The organism is Caballeronia novacaledonica (assembly GCF_900258035.1).
GTDB classification, from domain to species: domain Bacteria; phylum Pseudomonadota; class Gammaproteobacteria; order Burkholderiales; family Burkholderiaceae; genus Caballeronia; species Caballeronia novacaledonica.
Window position 1 is genome coordinate 601,628 of the sequence record NZ_OGTP01000001.1, and the last position, 16,279, is coordinate 617,906.

At 59.9% G+C, this 16,279-nt stretch carries 16 protein-coding genes; 8 read left to right on the forward strand and 8 right to left on the reverse strand.

From position 1 onward, the window contains the following. Positions 1–59: 59 nt before the first annotated feature. On the reverse strand, positions 60–1,007 hold the full coding sequence (locus NOV72_RS02785; protein WP_106853018.1) for a LysR family transcriptional regulator: 948 nt from the start codon (positions 1,005–1,007) through the stop codon (positions 60–62). A gap of 288 nt (positions 1,008–1,295) precedes the next feature. Here NOV72_RS02785 and NOV72_RS02790 point away from each other — a divergent pair, with 288 nt between their 5' ends. From NOV72_RS02790 to NOV72_RS02805, 4 genes are all read left to right on the forward strand, one after another. Next, positions 1,296–2,636: an MFS transporter gene (locus tag NOV72_RS02790; protein WP_106853019.1), complete on the forward strand. Its 1,341-nt coding sequence runs from the start codon at positions 1,296–1,298 to the stop codon at positions 2,634–2,636. 1 nt (position 2,637) lies between these two features. Then, positions 2,638–3,156: a hydroxyisourate hydrolase gene (locus tag NOV72_RS02795; protein WP_106853020.1), complete on the forward strand. Its 519-nt coding sequence runs from the start codon at positions 2,638–2,640 to the stop codon at positions 3,154–3,156. Positions 3,157–3,194: 38 nt separating this feature from the next. Continuing rightward, on the forward strand, positions 3,195–3,533 hold the full coding sequence (uraH, locus tag NOV72_RS02800) for a hydroxyisourate hydrolase (RefSeq protein ID WP_106853021.1): 339 nt from the start codon (positions 3,195–3,197) through the stop codon (positions 3,531–3,533). Positions 3,534–3,784: 251 nt separating this feature from the next. Continuing rightward, positions 3,785–4,288 carry an H-NS family nucleoid-associated regulatory protein gene (locus tag NOV72_RS02805; protein WP_106853022.1) on the forward strand — a complete coding sequence of 168 codons (504 nt, stop codon included), beginning with the start codon at positions 3,785–3,787 and terminating at the stop codon, positions 4,286–4,288. Between the two features lie 64 nt (positions 4,289–4,352). On the opposite strand, the gene NOV72_RS02810 is transcribed toward NOV72_RS02805, so the two are convergent. Next, complete coding sequence (locus tag NOV72_RS02810) at positions 4,353–4,754, reverse strand: VOC family protein (protein ID WP_106853023.1); 402 nt, start codon at positions 4,752–4,754, stop codon at positions 4,353–4,355. 158 nt (positions 4,755–4,912) lie between these two features. Between NOV72_RS02810 and NOV72_RS02815 the strand changes: the two genes are divergently transcribed. Further along, entirely contained in the window at positions 4,913–6,349 is a 1,437-nt protein-coding gene (locus NOV72_RS02815) for an aldehyde dehydrogenase family protein (RefSeq protein WP_106853024.1), read from the forward strand. A gap of 48 nt (positions 6,350–6,397) precedes the next feature. Here NOV72_RS02815 and NOV72_RS02820 read toward each other — a convergent pair whose 3' ends face one another. The 4 genes from NOV72_RS02820 to NOV72_RS02835 form a co-directional block, all read right to left on the reverse strand. After that, positions 6,398–6,823 carry an organic hydroperoxide resistance protein gene (locus NOV72_RS02820; protein WP_106853025.1) on the reverse strand — a complete coding sequence of 142 codons (426 nt, stop codon included), beginning with the start codon at positions 6,821–6,823 and terminating at the stop codon, positions 6,398–6,400. 164 nt (positions 6,824–6,987) lie between these two features. Then, positions 6,988–8,730 (reverse strand): alpha/beta fold hydrolase, encoded by a 1,743-nt coding sequence (locus tag NOV72_RS02825; protein WP_106853026.1) that lies wholly within the window; start codon positions 8,728–8,730, stop codon positions 6,988–6,990. A gap of 252 nt (positions 8,731–8,982) precedes the next feature. Further along, positions 8,983–9,981, reverse strand: coding sequence for a PDR/VanB family oxidoreductase (locus NOV72_RS02830; RefSeq protein WP_106853259.1), 999 nt, complete (start codon positions 9,979–9,981; stop codon positions 8,983–8,985). A 67-nt stretch (positions 9,982–10,048) separates the two neighbouring features. Then, positions 10,049–11,590, reverse strand: a complete 1,542-nt coding sequence (locus NOV72_RS02835; RefSeq protein WP_106853027.1) for a Rieske 2Fe-2S domain-containing protein — start codon at positions 11,588–11,590, stop codon at positions 10,049–10,051. Positions 11,591–11,811: 221 nt separating this feature from the next. Here NOV72_RS02835 and NOV72_RS02840 point away from each other — a divergent pair, with 221 nt between their 5' ends. Further along, positions 11,812–12,504 carry a GntR family transcriptional regulator gene (locus tag NOV72_RS02840; RefSeq protein WP_106853028.1) on the forward strand — a complete coding sequence of 231 codons (693 nt, stop codon included), beginning with the start codon at positions 11,812–11,814 and terminating at the stop codon, positions 12,502–12,504. A gap of 53 nt (positions 12,505–12,557) precedes the next feature. Here NOV72_RS02840 and NOV72_RS02845 read toward each other — a convergent pair whose 3' ends face one another. Further along, the gene (locus tag NOV72_RS02845; protein WP_106853029.1) at positions 12,558–13,871 is read right to left on the reverse strand and encodes an MFS transporter; all 1,314 of its coding nucleotides are present in this window, start codon (positions 13,869–13,871) and stop codon (positions 12,558–12,560) included. A 120-nt stretch (positions 13,872–13,991) separates the two neighbouring features. Between NOV72_RS02845 and NOV72_RS02850 the strand changes: the two genes are divergently transcribed. Then, the gene (locus tag NOV72_RS02850; protein WP_106853030.1) at positions 13,992–14,903 is read left to right on the forward strand and encodes a LysR substrate-binding domain-containing protein; all 912 of its coding nucleotides are present in this window, start codon (positions 13,992–13,994) and stop codon (positions 14,901–14,903) included. 7 nt (positions 14,904–14,910) lie between these two features. Here the strand turns inward: NOV72_RS02850 and NOV72_RS02855 are convergent, their stop codons facing one another. Next, positions 14,911–15,306: a hypothetical protein gene (locus NOV72_RS02855; RefSeq protein WP_106853031.1), complete on the reverse strand. Its 396-nt coding sequence runs from the start codon at positions 15,304–15,306 to the stop codon at positions 14,911–14,913. 272 nt (positions 15,307–15,578) lie between these two features. Between NOV72_RS02855 and NOV72_RS31810 the strand changes: the two genes are divergently transcribed. Then, positions 15,579–16,094, forward strand: a complete 516-nt coding sequence (locus tag NOV72_RS31810) for a hypothetical protein (protein WP_146149936.1) — start codon at positions 15,579–15,581, stop codon at positions 16,092–16,094. Positions 16,095–16,279 lie beyond the last annotated feature (185 nt).

Sequence of the window (16,279 nt, forward strand, 5' to 3'; positions counted from 1 at the left end):
CGCGCGATCGGGCGGCGAGACACCCGATCCTATTGGCCACATAACAAATTGCGAAAGCGCTAATTTCGATGCATGTCGCGCAGCGCGCGCAACTCCTGCGCGGCGGCCGTCAACATGCCGCGCAACCAGACGTGCGAAGCCGAACGATGCCGCGACGGATGCCACAATTGATAAAACCGCATGAAAGGAAATTCGATTGGCGGATCGAGCACCGCAAGCGGCAGATGTTGCGCGTGATAATTGGCGAAATGCCGTCCTGTCGTGAGAATGAGATCGGTGCCGGGAATCAGGCTCGGCGCGAGATTGAAGTACGGGCAACTCACGCGATTGTCGCGATGTACACGCATGGTGCTGAGCCCCGTATCGACGACGCCGCGCTGATCGCGCGAATACGGCGTCGGCACGATATGCGACGCGCTCAGATAGTCCTGGGCATCGAACTTGCCTGATTGCGCGTATACGCTGTCGCGAGCGACGACGCATACGACATCGTCCTCGAGCAACACCGACAAATGCAGATGCTCGGGCGGATTGGGCCAGTTGCCGATCACGATATCCGGCGATCCTTCCGAGAGCCCTTGTTCATAGTTGAATGCAGCCGAGAGCGGCACGGCGACGATGCGCGCATGCGGTGCAGCGCGCCTGAATTCGCGCACGACATGCGCGAAAAAGGGCGGCGCCAGATAGTCGGGCATGCCCACGGTAAAGCTTTGCTCGGTGGTCGCGGGATCAAAATGATCGTCCGATACGAGCAGGTTATCGAGCGCGCTCAATGCGGCCTGCGCGCTCTGCGCCAATTGAATGGCGCGCTCGGTCGGGACCATCGCATTCTTTTCGCGCGTGAGCAACGGATCGTTGAAGATCGCGCGCAGCCGCTTGAGCGCAGAACTGATAGCCGGTTGCGACTGGTTCATACGAATGGCCGTGCGCGACACGCTGCGCTCGCCGATCAGCGTGCATAGCACGCGCAGCAAATAGGTATCGAATGGATCGTCGGTGCGATTCATGGTGCATTCCGTGATTCTATGGTTCGCGTGGCCGCGCCGCTATTTTGCCAGCCGGCATCGCCGGAACCGCTTGATACAAGGCGCGCTAGGGTAATCCATAGGTTCGGGAAAGCGCCGGTCGAAAAGGCGGTGAGCCGCGCCGGATAAGGATTTGCAACCCATATACGCGTTGCTATGGGGCTTATTGGCCCGTCCCCCGTTCCCGATTTTTTGGCCGTTTCTATACTTGCTTCCAACCGAACGCACGAGCGCAGTCGTGCGACGCAAACCGACTGGAAAGGAGAAACCATGTCGCTCATCAAACAGGAGATGCCGGTTTTCGCGAGCGAGGCCGAAAGCGCCGAAGCGAGCGTCTATCGCAAGGTCTCGTGGCGCTTGCTGCCGTTTCTCGGCGTGCTTTGGGTGCTTGCGTGGCTGGATCGCGTGAATATCGGCTTCGCCAAGTTGCAGATGCTGGACTCGCTGCATTTCAGCGAAGCGGTCTATGGACTCGGCGCCGGAATCTTCTTCCTTGGCTATTTCCTGTTCGAAGTGCCGTCGAACATGCTGCTGCAAAAGATCGGCGCCAAAAAGACGATCATGCGCATCACGATCTGCTGGGGCATCATCTGCATGCTGCAAACGCATGTCTCCACGCCCACGCAGTTCTATATCCTGCGTTTCCTGCTCGGCGCTTTCGAAGCGGGCTTTTATCCGGGCGTCATTCTCTATCTCACCTACTGGTATCCGTCGCAGCGGCGCGCTCGGGCCTTCGGCACGTTCATGTCGGCATCGGCGATCGCGGGCGTGCTCGGCGGCCCGCTCGCCGGCTGGATCATGACGTCGATGGGCGGCGTGCATGGCATGCACGGCTGGCAATGGCTCTTCATCATCGAAGGTATTCCGTCAGTGCTCGCCGGTGTGTTCGCTTATTTCTACATGACCGACAAGCCCGAGCAGGCACGCTGGCTCAACGACGATGAAAAGCGCGTTGTGCTCGATGCCCTGCAACGCGATAACGCCGCGATGGGCGAACGTGGCCACGACTGGCGCTCGCTCTTCACGAATCGCAAAGTGTGGCTGTTGATTGCGATCTTCTTCTGCCTGCTGTGCGCGAACTCGACACTGACCTTCTGGATTCCGACCGTCATCAGGGATGTAGGCGTGAGCACGCCGATGGCCGTCGGCTGGATCGCGGCAATCGCGTATCTGTGCGGCGCGGCCGGCATGATCATCAACGGTGCGCACTCGGACCGCAGCAACGAAGTGCGCTGGCACTTCAGCGGCGCGGCGATCGTCGGCGGTGTTTCCATGGCGGCGCTCGCCGTGCTGATGGGCTTAGACAAGATTTCGCCGGTCATTGCGCTGCTGGCCATGACGGCATCGCTGATCGGCACGATGAGCGCGATCCCCGTGTTCTGGCAATTGCCCAACCGCTATCTCGCGGGCAGCGCCGCGGCGATCGGCGTGGCGCTGATCAACTCAGTCTCCAATCTCGCGGGTTTCGGCGCGCCGTATGTGATGGGACTCGTCAAGAACGCGACGGGCAAGTTGACGGCCGGTCTCTATCTCGTCGCCGTCATCGAGATCGTGGCTGCGGTGCTCGTCATCATCGGCATTCGCAAGCTCGGCAACCAACAAGAGGCCTGACATGCGCGACAAAGATACCTCCCCGGCTTTCGATGTGAACCGCCGCCGATTCGCCCTGCAATCGGTCGCGTTGGGCACAAGCATGCTGATCGCGAAGACGGCCTTGGCCGCCGATGCACCGACGTCGCCGAACCAGACAACCGGTCCGGTGCAACAAGACGGCCTGAGCCCGCGCCTCACGATGCACGGCCTCGACACATGGCACGGCACGCCCGCTGCGGGCATGCGCGTGGATTTGTTCGCGATCGAAGACGGACGCTCGAAGCTCCTGCAAACGACCACCCTCGCAGCGAGTGGCCGCAGCGAGCCGCCGCTGCTGATCGGCGATACCTATCGCGCGGGCACGTATGAGCTTTTGCTGCATGCGGACGAATACTTCGCCGCGCGGAAAGCGAATCTGCCGCAGCCGTTGTTTCTTTCGAAGATCCCGCTGCGCTTTCGCATCATCGACGTCAATCAGCGCATTCACTTGCCGGTGTTATTCGGGCCGTGGAGCTATAACTACTATCGCGGCAGTTGAGCGATACGCAAACAAAACGCGAGATCAGGAGACATATCATGGCCGCAGGCATCACCACGCATGTACTCGACGTCGCGCTCGGCAAACCCGCTGCCGGCATGCAGATCGAATTGTTCGACGTCGGCACCCAACCGCCGACGCTGCTTGCGCGCACGCGCACCAATCGCGATGGACGCACGGATTCACCCATCCTGCCGGCCGCACAAGCGCGCGCAGGCGATTTCGAATTGCGTTTCTGGGTTGCGGATTACTTCAAGACACCGGATGTATTTGCTGATGTCGTCCCGGTGCGCTTCACGCTCGCCGACGCGACGCAGCACTATCATGTGCCGCTGCTTTGCTCGCCCTGGAGTTTCGGGACTTATCGCGGAAGCTGAATCGTCGTGAGCGGGATTGCGCTACACACGCGGACGGAACTCGGACAGGCGAGCGTTTTAAAGAAAATTTGAAAGCAACTTTGAGTTTTCTTGACGAGACAGCAATAAAGTCCGCAATGTGTGTCACACCGCTTATCTCCTTAAAAGCGCTTTTTTCTGAATCTCTTTTGCGATGTATTGACACGAATTTCCTCTAGCGTCTTGCGCATGTACGTGGCATAGTGCAAGCGACAATCTAATAGAGGTAAGTCATGTCGACGCTAGAAAGTATTCAGGCACGTATCGAAGCACTTCAAGCGAAAGCCGATGCGCTCATCGCCAGGAAATCTGAAAGCGTGCTGCAGAAGATTCATGAATTGATGTCGAGCCATGGATTGACCATCTCGGACATCGAACAATATTCGGGTACGCGCAAGAAAGCAGGCAAATCGACCGCTGCAAAGAAGCAAGGCACGGTCGCTTATCAGGATCCGAAAACCGGCGCTACCTGGAGCGGGCGCGGTCGCGCACCCGGCTGGATCGCCAATGCGAAAGACCGCAGCAAGTTCGCGGTCGGCGCAAGTGCGCCGGCAACCAAGGCTAAAGGAAAGGCCGGTGCCGCAGTCAAGGGCAATGGAAAGCGAAAAGGCCAACCGCGCGGTCCGCAACCCGCGCTCTATCGAGATCCGCAATCGGGCGCAACGTGGAGCGGTCGCGGTCGTGCACCGGCGTGGCTCGCATCCGTCGAAGATCGCACGCCATTCCTGATCGCCTGACACCAGATTCTTAAACGGCGGAGTTCATTGACAACTTCGCCGTTTCTTTTCGGCCGCGTTTGGTCTAAACGCGAGGATCGAAATCGAATTCGATCCGAATGCCGCCCGGTTCATAAATCATCATATGGCGCTTCGGCCCCGCACCTAGCGTTTCCGGCGCGAATTCGACCGTCACGCCGGGCCATGCCGACACGCGTTCGAGAATCGTCGCGAGCGCGGCTTCATCCGTCGCACGCAACGCGAGATGATGCAGCCCGATATTCTTTCGCCGGTCGAATGCAATTGGCGCTGATTCGTCTTTCACCTGCCATAGCGTAACCAGCAGCTTTCCATCCGATACGAACACGGCCGGATATTCGGGCCGCTCGCCGGCGATCTGCCAACCAAGACATTGGACGAAAAACTCTCGCGTCGCGTCAAGATTGCGTACTGTGAGTCCCACGTGATCGATTCCAGATGTCAGCATCGTTTCCTCCGAATGTCGGGCATGTGAAGCGTGACCGCACGCTTCGTTCGTTTCCGTTCGAATGCTATCTCATTCCGCGGTTCGTGCTCTCCTGCACGTGCTGCATTTAAGCGGTAATCTGGCTGACATCGACAACGCGTCCCGACAGGAGAGCGTTCATGCTGAAGCCAACTTACCCGTATTACCTCGCCAACGAGCCGATTTCCGCCAATACCGATCTGGAAGTGACTGACAAGTTCAGCGGCGAAGTCGCGACACGCGTCGCGCTCGCCGATGCCCAAGCCATCGACAAGGCGATCGGCCTCGCGGTTGCCGCGATGCCTGAAATGCGCGCATTTCCTCCGTTCAAACGCCAGGCCGTACTCGAACATTGCGTGAAGCGCTTTCGCGAACGCGCAGATGAAATGGCGATGGCCTTGTGCATCGAAGCCGGCAAGCCGATCAACGATTCGCGCGGCGAAGTCACGCGTCTTATCGACACATTCAAGGTCGCGGCCGAAGAGTCGGTTCGCATCGACGGCGAAATACTGAATCTGGAAATCTCGCCGCGCGCCAAGGGTTATCACGGCTATGTGAAACGCGTGCCGATTGGTCCCTGTTCCTTCATTTCGCCTTTCAATTTTCCTTTGAACCTTGCTGCGCACAAGGTCGCGCCGGCGATCGCCGCCGGCGTGCCGTTCGTCATGAAACCCGCGAGCCGCACGCCGATCGGCGCGTTGATCATCGGTGAAGTGCTTGCGGAAACGGATCTGCCCAAAGGTGCGTTTTCGATACTGCCAGCGCACCGCGACGGCGCCGATCTGTTCACGACCGACGAGCGGTTCAAGCTCCTCTCCTTCACCGGTTCGCCCGCTGTCGGCTGGGATTTGAAGGCTAAAGCGGGCAAGAAGAAGGTGATTCTGGAACTGGGCGGAAACGCCGCTGCAATCGTCGATAGCGATCAGCGCGAAAAGCTCGATTATGTCGTCGACAGGCTCGCGTTCGGCGCGTTCTATCAGTCCGGGCAAAGCTGCATCGGCGTGCAGCGAATTCTCGTGCACGCGTCGCTTTACGATGCCTTGCGTGAAAAGCTCATCGAGAAAACGAAGTCGCTCAAAATGGGCGATCCGAAGGACGAGAAGACCTTCGTCGGCCCCATGATCTCCGAGTCGGAATCTAAACGTCTCGCAGACTGGATGGAAAACGCCGTGAAGGAAGGCGCGAAGATCATCGCGGGCGGCAAGGTGGATGGCGCGATGTTCGAAGCGACGCTGCTGGAAAACGTCGGACGAGATTCGGATCTTTATCGGAAGGAAGCGTTCGGGCCTGTCGCGATCCTCGAAAAGTTCGATGATTTCAAGGAAGCACTGAACACCGTGAATGACAGCGATTTTGGCTTGCAGGCGGGCATTTTCACGGATTCGCTCGCGCATGCGCACGAGGCGTGGGACTCGCTCGAAGTCGGCGGCGTCGTGATCAACGACGTGCCCTCGTTCCGCGTCGATAACATGCCTTATGGCGGCGTGAAGGATTCGGGACTCGGCCGGGAAGGCATTCGCTATGCGATCGAGGACATGACCGAAGCGCGCCTGATGGTGATGCGCCAAACATGGTGATCGACGTTCGAGCGTCCGTTCAAACGAACGCTCGAACGTTCGACATTCCTATGCCAGCGTCAATTTGACGTCGATATTATTGCGCGTCGCATTGGAATAAGGGCACACGATGTGCGCCTTGTCGACCAATGCCTGCGCCTCGCCGCGATCCATGCCCGGCAGCGATATCTTCAGTTCGACTTCGATGCCGAAGCCGTTCGGGATTTGTCCAATCCCTACGTTGCCATCGACCGCGACATCTTTCGGCAGCGTGATCTTGTCGCGCGCGGCCACGAACTTGATCGCGCCGATGAAGCATGCGCTATAACCTGCCGCGAAGAGTTGCTCGGGATTCGTGCCATCGCCGCCACCGCCGCCGAGTTCTTTCGGCGTCGTCAGCTTAAGATCGAGATTGCTTTCGGGCACGGTCGCACGGCCATCGCGCCCGCCGGTGACATGAGCATGCGCACGGTATAGAACCTTTTCAATCGACATCGCCAGACTCCTGTGCATTGTGTTGAGCGGCCTTCGCGACGCGAGCGCGCCGTTCGAACGCCGCTGTCATGGATTCCCGATGGGACACTGCCCGCGAAGGGACGTGTTCCCATGTCGAAGGATACCCAAGACACGGCGAGCTCGCTGACACACCGTATTGCGTTTCACAACACGACAGGTTCCTCATGCGGAAACGCCGAATCCGCGATGGGCGCATGCACTTCCTTGGCGATACGCTCGCACAGCGCGACGACGTGCGCCGCACCGGCCGGCATGAAGAGCGCATGATCGAGATCCGGATAGATCATCAGGCGCACGGATGCAAAGCGCGACAGTCGCGCGCCGTGCTTGCCGAAATGCGCGGCGATCAGGTCCATGCCCGCATCATACGCGCCATAAATCAGCACTGTTTTCACGCCTTTTGCATCGAGTGCGCGAATGATCGGAGCGGGTTCGGTCGCGAGTTCAGGCGGCGTCGGGTTCAGTCGATCGAGCTTCAGCATATTGACAATACGTGAACGTGCGCGCGTCATCGCATAGCCGAGCACGAAGCGCAATACGCGCATCAAATGCTTTTCGCCCCGCAGGATAGCCTTCCATTTCTGCGGATCGAGCATCGAGAATGCGTAGCCCGCCATGGAATTGCGCGTCGATTGACGCAAGCCATCGGGCGCGACGTCCGCCGGCCGCTTGAACGTCGGCAAATTCACCGTGACGACGCCATTAATCGCTTTTTCGACGACCGCCGCCTTCAGCGCATGATAAGCGCCGGAGCAAACGCCGAACGCGAATATCGACTTATAACCTTGCCGCGCGAGCCAGCGTGCGGCGGCTGCGGTATCTTCCGTGGCGATCTGATTGTAGATGCGGCCGAATGCCGTGTCCGATTGCACCTTGCCGGGCGCCGCCGGACTGTCGCCGCGACCGCGCGCATCGAAACGCAGCGATGCCACGCCACGTCGCGCGAGCTCACGCGCAACGCGCACCGATAACCTGCTATCGCCAACACGCGAGCTCGCCGAAGTATTCGCGATCAGATACACCGGCCCGCGCCTCGATCCCGTGCGCGGCTCGCACAAGATGCCGAAGAGCCCTTCATCGCCGATGCGCACCGGACGCTCGATCGCCTCGGGCGTTTCGATTTGCAGCGCGGGCCAATGATCGGCATCGACCATAGACGTGACGCGTGTCACCGGCGAAGCATCGCCCGCAATCCACGCGACGACCTCGGCGAATGCGGCGCGCGGCAATACATTGAAGGCGGTTTCCTGAATGAAGCCCGTCAGATCTTCGAATGGACGCGACTCCGCTTCGACGCCTTTGTCAGCAAGAGCGTCGCGTAACGGGTCCGTTCCGCCTGCCTTGACGTTCATGATCAACGCGCGTCGTGCGGGCGCCAATGTTGCGCCGTTCACGCTCGCGACAAGGTCGATTGCCTGCAGCGAGTCCCTGAATTCGTCGCTATAAACCTGGCCGAGCACGTTGAGCCTAACATCGTCCTGCTGCATTTCGCGCAAAGGCGGCGCAAGCAGTTCGAGCCATGTTTTGCGCACGATACTCAATTCGCGCATGTACACGCGGCCGCTCGCGACGGGCGCGAGCAGCACGAGTTCGTCCACCGGATGACGCAGTGCCGCAGCAAGCGCGAACGCCGCTCCGACGCGAAAACCGCACAACGTGACATGTTCGATGCCAGCGGATGCTTTGAAATATTCGACGGCCGCGTTGATATCTTCGACCGACGATTCGAATTGATCAGGTGCGAGATCGGCGCCTGTCGAGTCGCCCGTGCCGCGATAGTCGAAGCGCAGCACCCAGATGCCGCGCGCGGATAACGCATCCGCGAGATGGCGCATGCCGCTATAGGTCCACACATATTCGTGGCCATACGTGTTGCACAGCACCACGCCGCGCGTGCCGTTTCCCGCGTGCAGCCATCCGAAGCGATTCCCGAATACGACCGGTCTCGTGCGATCTCATCCTCGTGTCGAGGTATTGAGATGATTATATTAAGCAGGCCCTCCGTAACGCGGCTCCCATAAGCGAACAGGTGCAAACAAGCTATCTATTGGCGCATGAGGCAAGGCTTGTGTTGGCTGCCGCTCATTTCCTTTTGGAAGATTCGTCGGCATGACGTCAGGTTCGCCGGCTTCCGTTGGTCAAAGGTCAAGAACGAGTACGCTGCTCGTCGCACGCGATACACATGCGGTGAGATATTCCGTCTTCTCTTCGTCGCTCATGATGCAGTCGTTATGCTCGACCTCGCCTTGCAGATAGCGCACCTTGCATGTTCCGCACAGGCCTGCGCAACACGACGTCTCCAGCGCCACGCCCGCCCCGGCGAGTGCTTCAGCGATACTTTCATCCTTCGTGACTTCGATCTCCTGTCCCGTGCTCGCGATTCGCACGATGAAGCTGTCACTTGCATCGTTGGCGGCCTGTTCGCCGGGGCTGCGTTCGGGCGCCTTGAAGTGCTCGAAATGCACGGTGCCCGTCGGCCAATGCTGCGCCGCGTCCGCGCATGCTTTCATGAAACCGCCTGGGCCGCAGTAATAAACGTGCTCGCCTTCGCGCGGCGTGTTCAATAAATCGCGGATATCCAGGCCCGCCGATGGATCGCCGCCATCGAAATGAAAATGCAGACGCCCACTCGCGCGCATCGGCTCGAATTCCTCGGCAAACGCGGCGCTGCGCGCATCTTTCGCGCAGTAATGCATTTCGTAGTCGATGCCCGCGTCGTCGAGTTCATGCGCCATCGCCTTCAATGGCGTAACGCCGATGCCGCCCGCTATCAATAGCACGCGACGCGCGCCCTCGACGAGATGGAAGTTATTGCGCGGCCGGCTCACGCGCACGATATCCTGCACGCGCAATTGCTCGTGAAGCGCTTTCGACCCGCCGCGTCCGCGTTCGTCGCGCAATACCGCGATCACATAGCGGTGTCGTTCGCGCGGCGCATTGCTGATCGAATACTGGCGCACGACGCCGTCCGCGAGATGAATGTCGATATGCGCGCCTGCCGTGAATGGCGGCAATTGCGCGCCATCGGGATCGACGAGTTCATATGAATTGATGCCCCGGCCTTCGAACCGGACCTGACGCACGAGCAGTTTCAGCGTCTGCTCGTGTGCTTCGGTTGAGATGGGTTGTGTCGACATGTCGTGCTCCTCGAATCGATGATCCGGCATCGCGAGCGCAAAGCGCGCCCGCGCGTTGCCTGCGTTATTACTTCATCGATTGCTCGAGTTCTTCGAAGCGCTCGCGCACGAATGCGGCGCGCGCCTCGCCCTTGTACTGCTCGCTTTCCGCGAGAATCGCGACGATCTGCTTCGTCACCTTGCGGCGGCGCACCACTTCGTCCTCGACGGTTTCGCCTTCCGGAATCTCGAACACGTTGCCGGAGCAAAAGCTGTTCGGCGCGCCCGCGTTCTCGCGGAACCATTCCGCAAAGTTATGCGCGGAGGCAGCCGGGTTCGAACCACGCAATGCATCGCGCAGCATCTTGCGAAACAGAAACAGACCGGCGTCGAACTTCGTCGGATTTTCAAGCGAATGCACCGCGATAGGCCGCTGACTGATGATCGCTTCATAGTCGCCGGGTGCGTATTGCGCCTGCTTGTAGTTCGCGCGTTCGCGATGATTCGGCGGAATCGGCACGATGTCGTCGATCGTGTAATCGCCGAAGCGCTCGGGTCGACGCATTGCAACCTGACCGTCGAGAAAGTCGATCGATTCGTATCCCACCAGTTCTTTCTTTCCGATGCCGCGCGTATCGATGCCCGGGCCCATCACACGCCAGCCGATCATCTTGCTGTTTTGATCGTCGACGGGAACCGTCCAGCGAATGATATGGAAGCGGCTGAAGAGCTTTTTCTTCGAGCCATCTTCCGATGTATAAGCATGCAGGCTCAGATTCGGCAGCACCTGATGTTGAACGCGAATGAACAGACGATCCTTGTTGACGCGGCGCGCACCCGCGCACGCGAGGCTGCGGCCTTGCTGAACCGGCTGGAAGTGCATGTCGGGCGCGACTTCCATCGACGCCGCGCCGACTTCATCGAACGTCGTGCCCTGGAATTGCCCCTTCACCACGTTCTTTGCGGCGTGCAACGCGGTCGGATGAAAGTTATCGGCGGCGTTGTCCTGCACCTGCAGCCAGTTGCAATGCTGGAAGTTGCTATAGGGCACGAGCTCGTCGCCGGGCATCACCGTGTAATCGCCTTCCCACTCGGGGAACGGCGGCTCGTTCTCAGGCGGCCCCATATAGGCGAAGACGAGACCATGGCGCTCGACCGCCTTATACGCGCCCTGACGAATCGAACAGCCGTACTTTTCCGCTTCCTTTTCTTCGCCCTTCGGAAAAGGCACGTGCAGGCACGCGCCGTCCACGTCGAACACCATGCCGTGATAGCAGCACATGATGCCGCGCTCCTGAATCGCGCCGTATTCGAGCGACGCGCCGCGATGCGCGCAATGTGCATGCAACAAGCCGACGCGCCCGCTGCCGTCGCGGAACGCCACCAGTTCCTCGTTGAGGATCTTGAGAAAGCGCGGCGTATCGGTCAGCTCGATCGACATGCAGACCGGATGCCAGAACGCGCGCATGTATTCGCCCATGGGCGTGCCCGGTCCGGTTTCCGTCAGTTCAGGATCGTGGCCCGGCACCTTGTTCACGTAGTAACCGCCATACGGCACGAGCTTCTTGACTGTCGCGGCCGCGCCGCCGCTGCTCTTTTGTCCTTCCAGCTTGTCCGATTTGATGGTCATGAGAAATCCTGTTTCGAGTGGGGGTGAATGGATTGATGCCGAGACCTGAATTCCGGTTACCGAACTCCGAACTCTGTATACAAAGATTATCGACGCGAAACCGCTTTGTCTCTATGGGTAAACATGGATGCAACCTGGCATGTCGCCGACGCGCGTTGACGCGTCGCACCGGCGCGCTGTAACCTTGCCGTATTCTGTATCCAGAAACTACCGTCGATATCATGCCCGCCAAACTTCTCAAGCTTCAGGCCCGCACCGATTACGTGGACGAGGTCTACAAGGTGCTGCTCGACGCCATCAGTTCCGGCTCGCTCGCGCCCGGCACGCGCATCACGCAGGAAGAGATCGCCGAGCAGCTCGCCGTTTCGCGTTCGCCCGTTCTTCAGGCACTGCGTCTTCTGAAGAAAGACGGCCTCGTGGTCGATGCGCCCGGACGCGGCCTGCTCGTGACGCCGCTCGATCCCGCGTGGATCAGCCATCTCTATGAGATTCGCGGCGCGCTCGATTCGCTCGCCGCGCGCCTTGCCGCCGAGCGCGGCGCGAAGATCGACAAAGCGGTCATCGTCAACGGACGGCGTGCCTCGAAGAGCGACGACGTGAAAGCGATGATCGACGCCGACATGGCCTTCCATCAGGCAATCTATACGGCATCGGGCAATCCCCTGATCGCCGAGACTGCGCAGACGCACTGGGTCCATTTGCGCCGCGTGATGGGCGCCGTGCTGCAGGCATCGGGGCAACGCAAATCGATCTGGGACGAGCATGCGGCAATCGCGGCAGCCATCTCCGAGGGCGACGGACAGCGCGCCGCCGAGCTCACCGATCTGCACACCGCGAATGCGCGCAAGAATCTCGTCGAGCGGCTCGGCCTCGTGTTGAGCGAACAGCGCGACCGCGAAGCGGGCGCCACGTGATAACGCATCAACGGCCCCGCCTTCACGGAGCCGTCTCTCTTCACTCGGGTTCGTCAATCGTTGCGGCGTCGGCTGTTCACGAGCGCGGCGGGCACCGTGAACACGAGCAGGCTGCCGATCACGCAACTCGCCGCGAGACCCAGCACGCCGCTGCCGGTCGAGCCCGAATGCGTCTGGATCACGCCGATGATCCACGGACTCACGACACCCGAGATGCTGCCGACCGAATTCGCGAGCGCAAGGCCCGCAGCCGCCGCGCCGCCGCTGAGTATCGCGGGCGGCAGAACCCAGAACTGCGAGATGGTGGTGACGACGCCCATCGTCGCGAGCGTGAGGCCGATCATGCCGAAGAACGTCGAGTGCGCATAGACCACGCTCAGATAAAGCCCGATCGCGCCGACGAAGCCCGCGCCCGCCAGATGCCAGCGGCGCTCGCCATGTTTGTCGGAGCTATGGCCGACCGCGAGCATCGCAATCGCGCCCGCTCCATAAGGAATCGCCGCGAGCAGGCCGATATGCAGCGGATCGGTGACGCCGCTCGCCTTCACGAGCGTCGGCAGCCAGAAGCTCACGCCGTAGAGGCCCATCGTGAAGAAGAAGTACGTCACGGAGAGCAAGAGAACTTTGGGATGCAGCAGGCCGTCTCTCACGGAATGCAGCGCATGCGTGGGCTTTTCATCGCGCAGATTCGCTTCGAGCATGGCCTTTTGCGAATCGCTGAGCCACTTCGCATCGGCGACTTTATCGTCGAGATAGAAGTATGCGACCACGCCGAAGATCGCCGTCGGAATGCCTTCGAGCAGGAAGAGCCATTGCCACCCCGCTACGCCGTGCGCGCCGCTCATGTGCGTCATGATCCAGCCCGAAAGCGGACCGCCGACCACGCCCGACATCGGAATGCCTGTCATGAAGAGCGCCGTGACCTTGCTCCGTCGCGACGCGGGAAACCAGTACGTGAGATAAAGCAGGATCGCGGGAATGAAACCGGCCTCGGCCACGCCGAGAAGAAAACGCATGATGTAGAAACTCGTTGGCGTGGTGACGAACATCATCGCTGCGGAGATGATGCCCCACGTCACCATGATGCGCGCGATCCAGCGCCGCGCGCCCACACGCAACAGAATCAGATTACTTGGCACTTCGAACAACAGATAACCGACGAAGAACACGCCCGCGCCCGCGCCATAGACGGCTTCGCTGAAATGCAGGTCATTGAGCATCTGCAGCTTGGCGAAGCTCACGTTGATGCGATCGAGATACGCGCAGAGGTAACACACGAAGAGAAATGGCAGCAGACGCCATGTCACCTTCGCATAGGTGGACGATTCATCGCTCGTCAGATACGCAACCGGACTGTGGGAACTCATCTTCTGTCTCCTGGATATGTGATGCGTCTTGTTCGCTCACATGTTCGTCACACCAAGCGCGAAAGGCAAACGATGCCTGTTCATAGAAACATGACAGACGCTCATGCATAGGGTGATTCCATGAGGCGCATCCCGAACTTCGTCCTTCTGCGCGCGTTCGAAGCCGCCGCGCGGCTGGAGAGCTTCACGCTTGCCGCGAGCGAGCTTCATCTCACGCAATCGGCGATCAGCCATCAGGTGAAGGAACTCGAACAGTATTTCGGCAGGCCGCTTTTTCATCGGCGCAACCGGCGTGTGGAGACGACATCAGAAGGACGCCGCCTGCATGAGAGCCTCGGACGCGTGTTCGATGTCATCGAAGCCGCATGCGCCGAGGTGACGCTCGATCCGCTCGCGCAAGTGCTCGCCGTTCATTGCGCGCCGAGTTTCGCGGTGAAATGGCTCGGGCCGCGTCTGCCCGAATTCATGCAGACGCATCCGAACGTGACGATCCGTTTGTCATCGGACGCGGAGCCCGCCGATCTTGCGCGCGCGCGTGAAGTCGATGTCGCGATTTCATACGGCTTCGCGCATGATCGGCCGGGCGTCGTCTCGCGCGCGTTGGGCACGGAGCGCATCATCCCGATGTGCTCGCCTGCGTTATGGAAGGACGGTGTGCCGGCTGCGGAGCAGATCGCCAAGATGACCTTGATCGACTCGCAACTGAGCCGCGTGACATGGCCCGGCTGGTTCGCGCTCAACGGCCTCGAGATGCCGCGCGGGCCGCGCCCTTCGTTCGACCGTGCGGCGCTCGCCATATCGGCGGCGGTGGATGGCATGGGCGTCGCGCTGGAAACGACGCGCCTCGCCGAGCGCGAGCTTGCGCGCGGCGATCTGATCGAGCTGGGCGCGGGAGCGTTCGCGCCGCTCGCAAGGGAGACGCACTTTCTTTCTTATCGCGTCAATGAACGCAATGTCGAAAAAGTGAAATGCTTTTGCGACTGGGTGCTGGCGAAGGCCGGCCTCGAAGCAACAGACGAGGCCGAAGCCTGAATCCGGCTCACGCCGCCTGTCTCGCCCTTTCCTCTTCAATCACGCGTGCATGCGCATACACGCGATCGCGTTCGCGCGCGACAAGCGTGCGCTTGCGCGCGAGCGTCTGCCGATGATATTTCGGATCGCCCATCTGCAATACATATTCGCCATGACGATAACGCAGATAGCGCTGGAAGAATTCCGCGCCCGGCAAGCCATTGTCGAGCGCCATGAGCACGCCGTAGTCGATCACGCTGACATCGGCGAGGGTCTTGATCGCAGATTCCAAAGCGGCATAGCGCTGCGGCAGCGGCACGCCCTTGTCGCATTGCGCATGAAATCGCTGATAGGTCAGCACCTGCCCATGCGACGCACAACGCCATAACACTTTCGCAAGCCGTTGACTGAGTTCCGTTTCCACGTTTCCTCCCGCATGATGCGCGGATCGTATGCGTGCGACATTCCACCGTCATGGAAAATCGATGACGGTAACCGGTTGCCTGGAAATCACCTGCCATGCCAAGAGATAGGCGCGACGCCCGCCACCGGGCCACGTCGCTTCGTGTACATCGCTGGAAACGCGCTGCGCAAAACAGCTACGTTGGAGCACACTGTCTTCGAAAATTCTGTTAAATACGTTTTATGAAAGCGGCGTGATCTTTATTTCTCGCGCCGAAAGACCAAGCGAAAGCAATGAAGAACGCGAAATGCAATAAACGTCGATGCTTATCAGGTCTTGCGTTATGCACTGCGACGCCGCGCACGAGCCACGCGGCCGCATGTGCGGCGGTGAGCTTGCGAAACACATCCGACACGGACAACACAACGCAAAGCGCCTGCCGTGAGCGCTTCGCTTATTATCAGCCTCGATGGGCTCTATTGAAGTTCACGCCACAGCGCCGCACCTTCTGGGCGAAAGATCAGGCGGTAGCTGCGATCCGATTACATGCTAGCAAACATATCGCGGGAAACCAAGAAGAGTTTCCGCATCAAGGAACACCGCGTTTATTCACGCGGGTGTCATTCGGCATATTTTTCAGCGTCGCATATTCACGATGCTGCAAGAAGCCTACGCTAAAGAAACGATTAACCGGCTTTAGCCAACGCGCTAAAGCGAATGCACCGAGATTCGACCGTCCTGCTTCGATCGCGACGCACGCCACCGCAACCGGCTTAGTCCTTAAGATTGGTTTAAGCCTGAACGACTAAAACATGTCACATGACGCAGGCAGGATCGCGGTTCGATACCGCTTCCTTGCAGTCCACTGCGAATCGGCTTTCACTCGAACGTCCACGCGGATGGTCAGACCGGGCAACGCCGCACACGCCTTCCAACGGCGTAAGCTGGCGCAGGCGATGACCATCCCATTCAGCCCGGCAGGAATGTCGGGCTT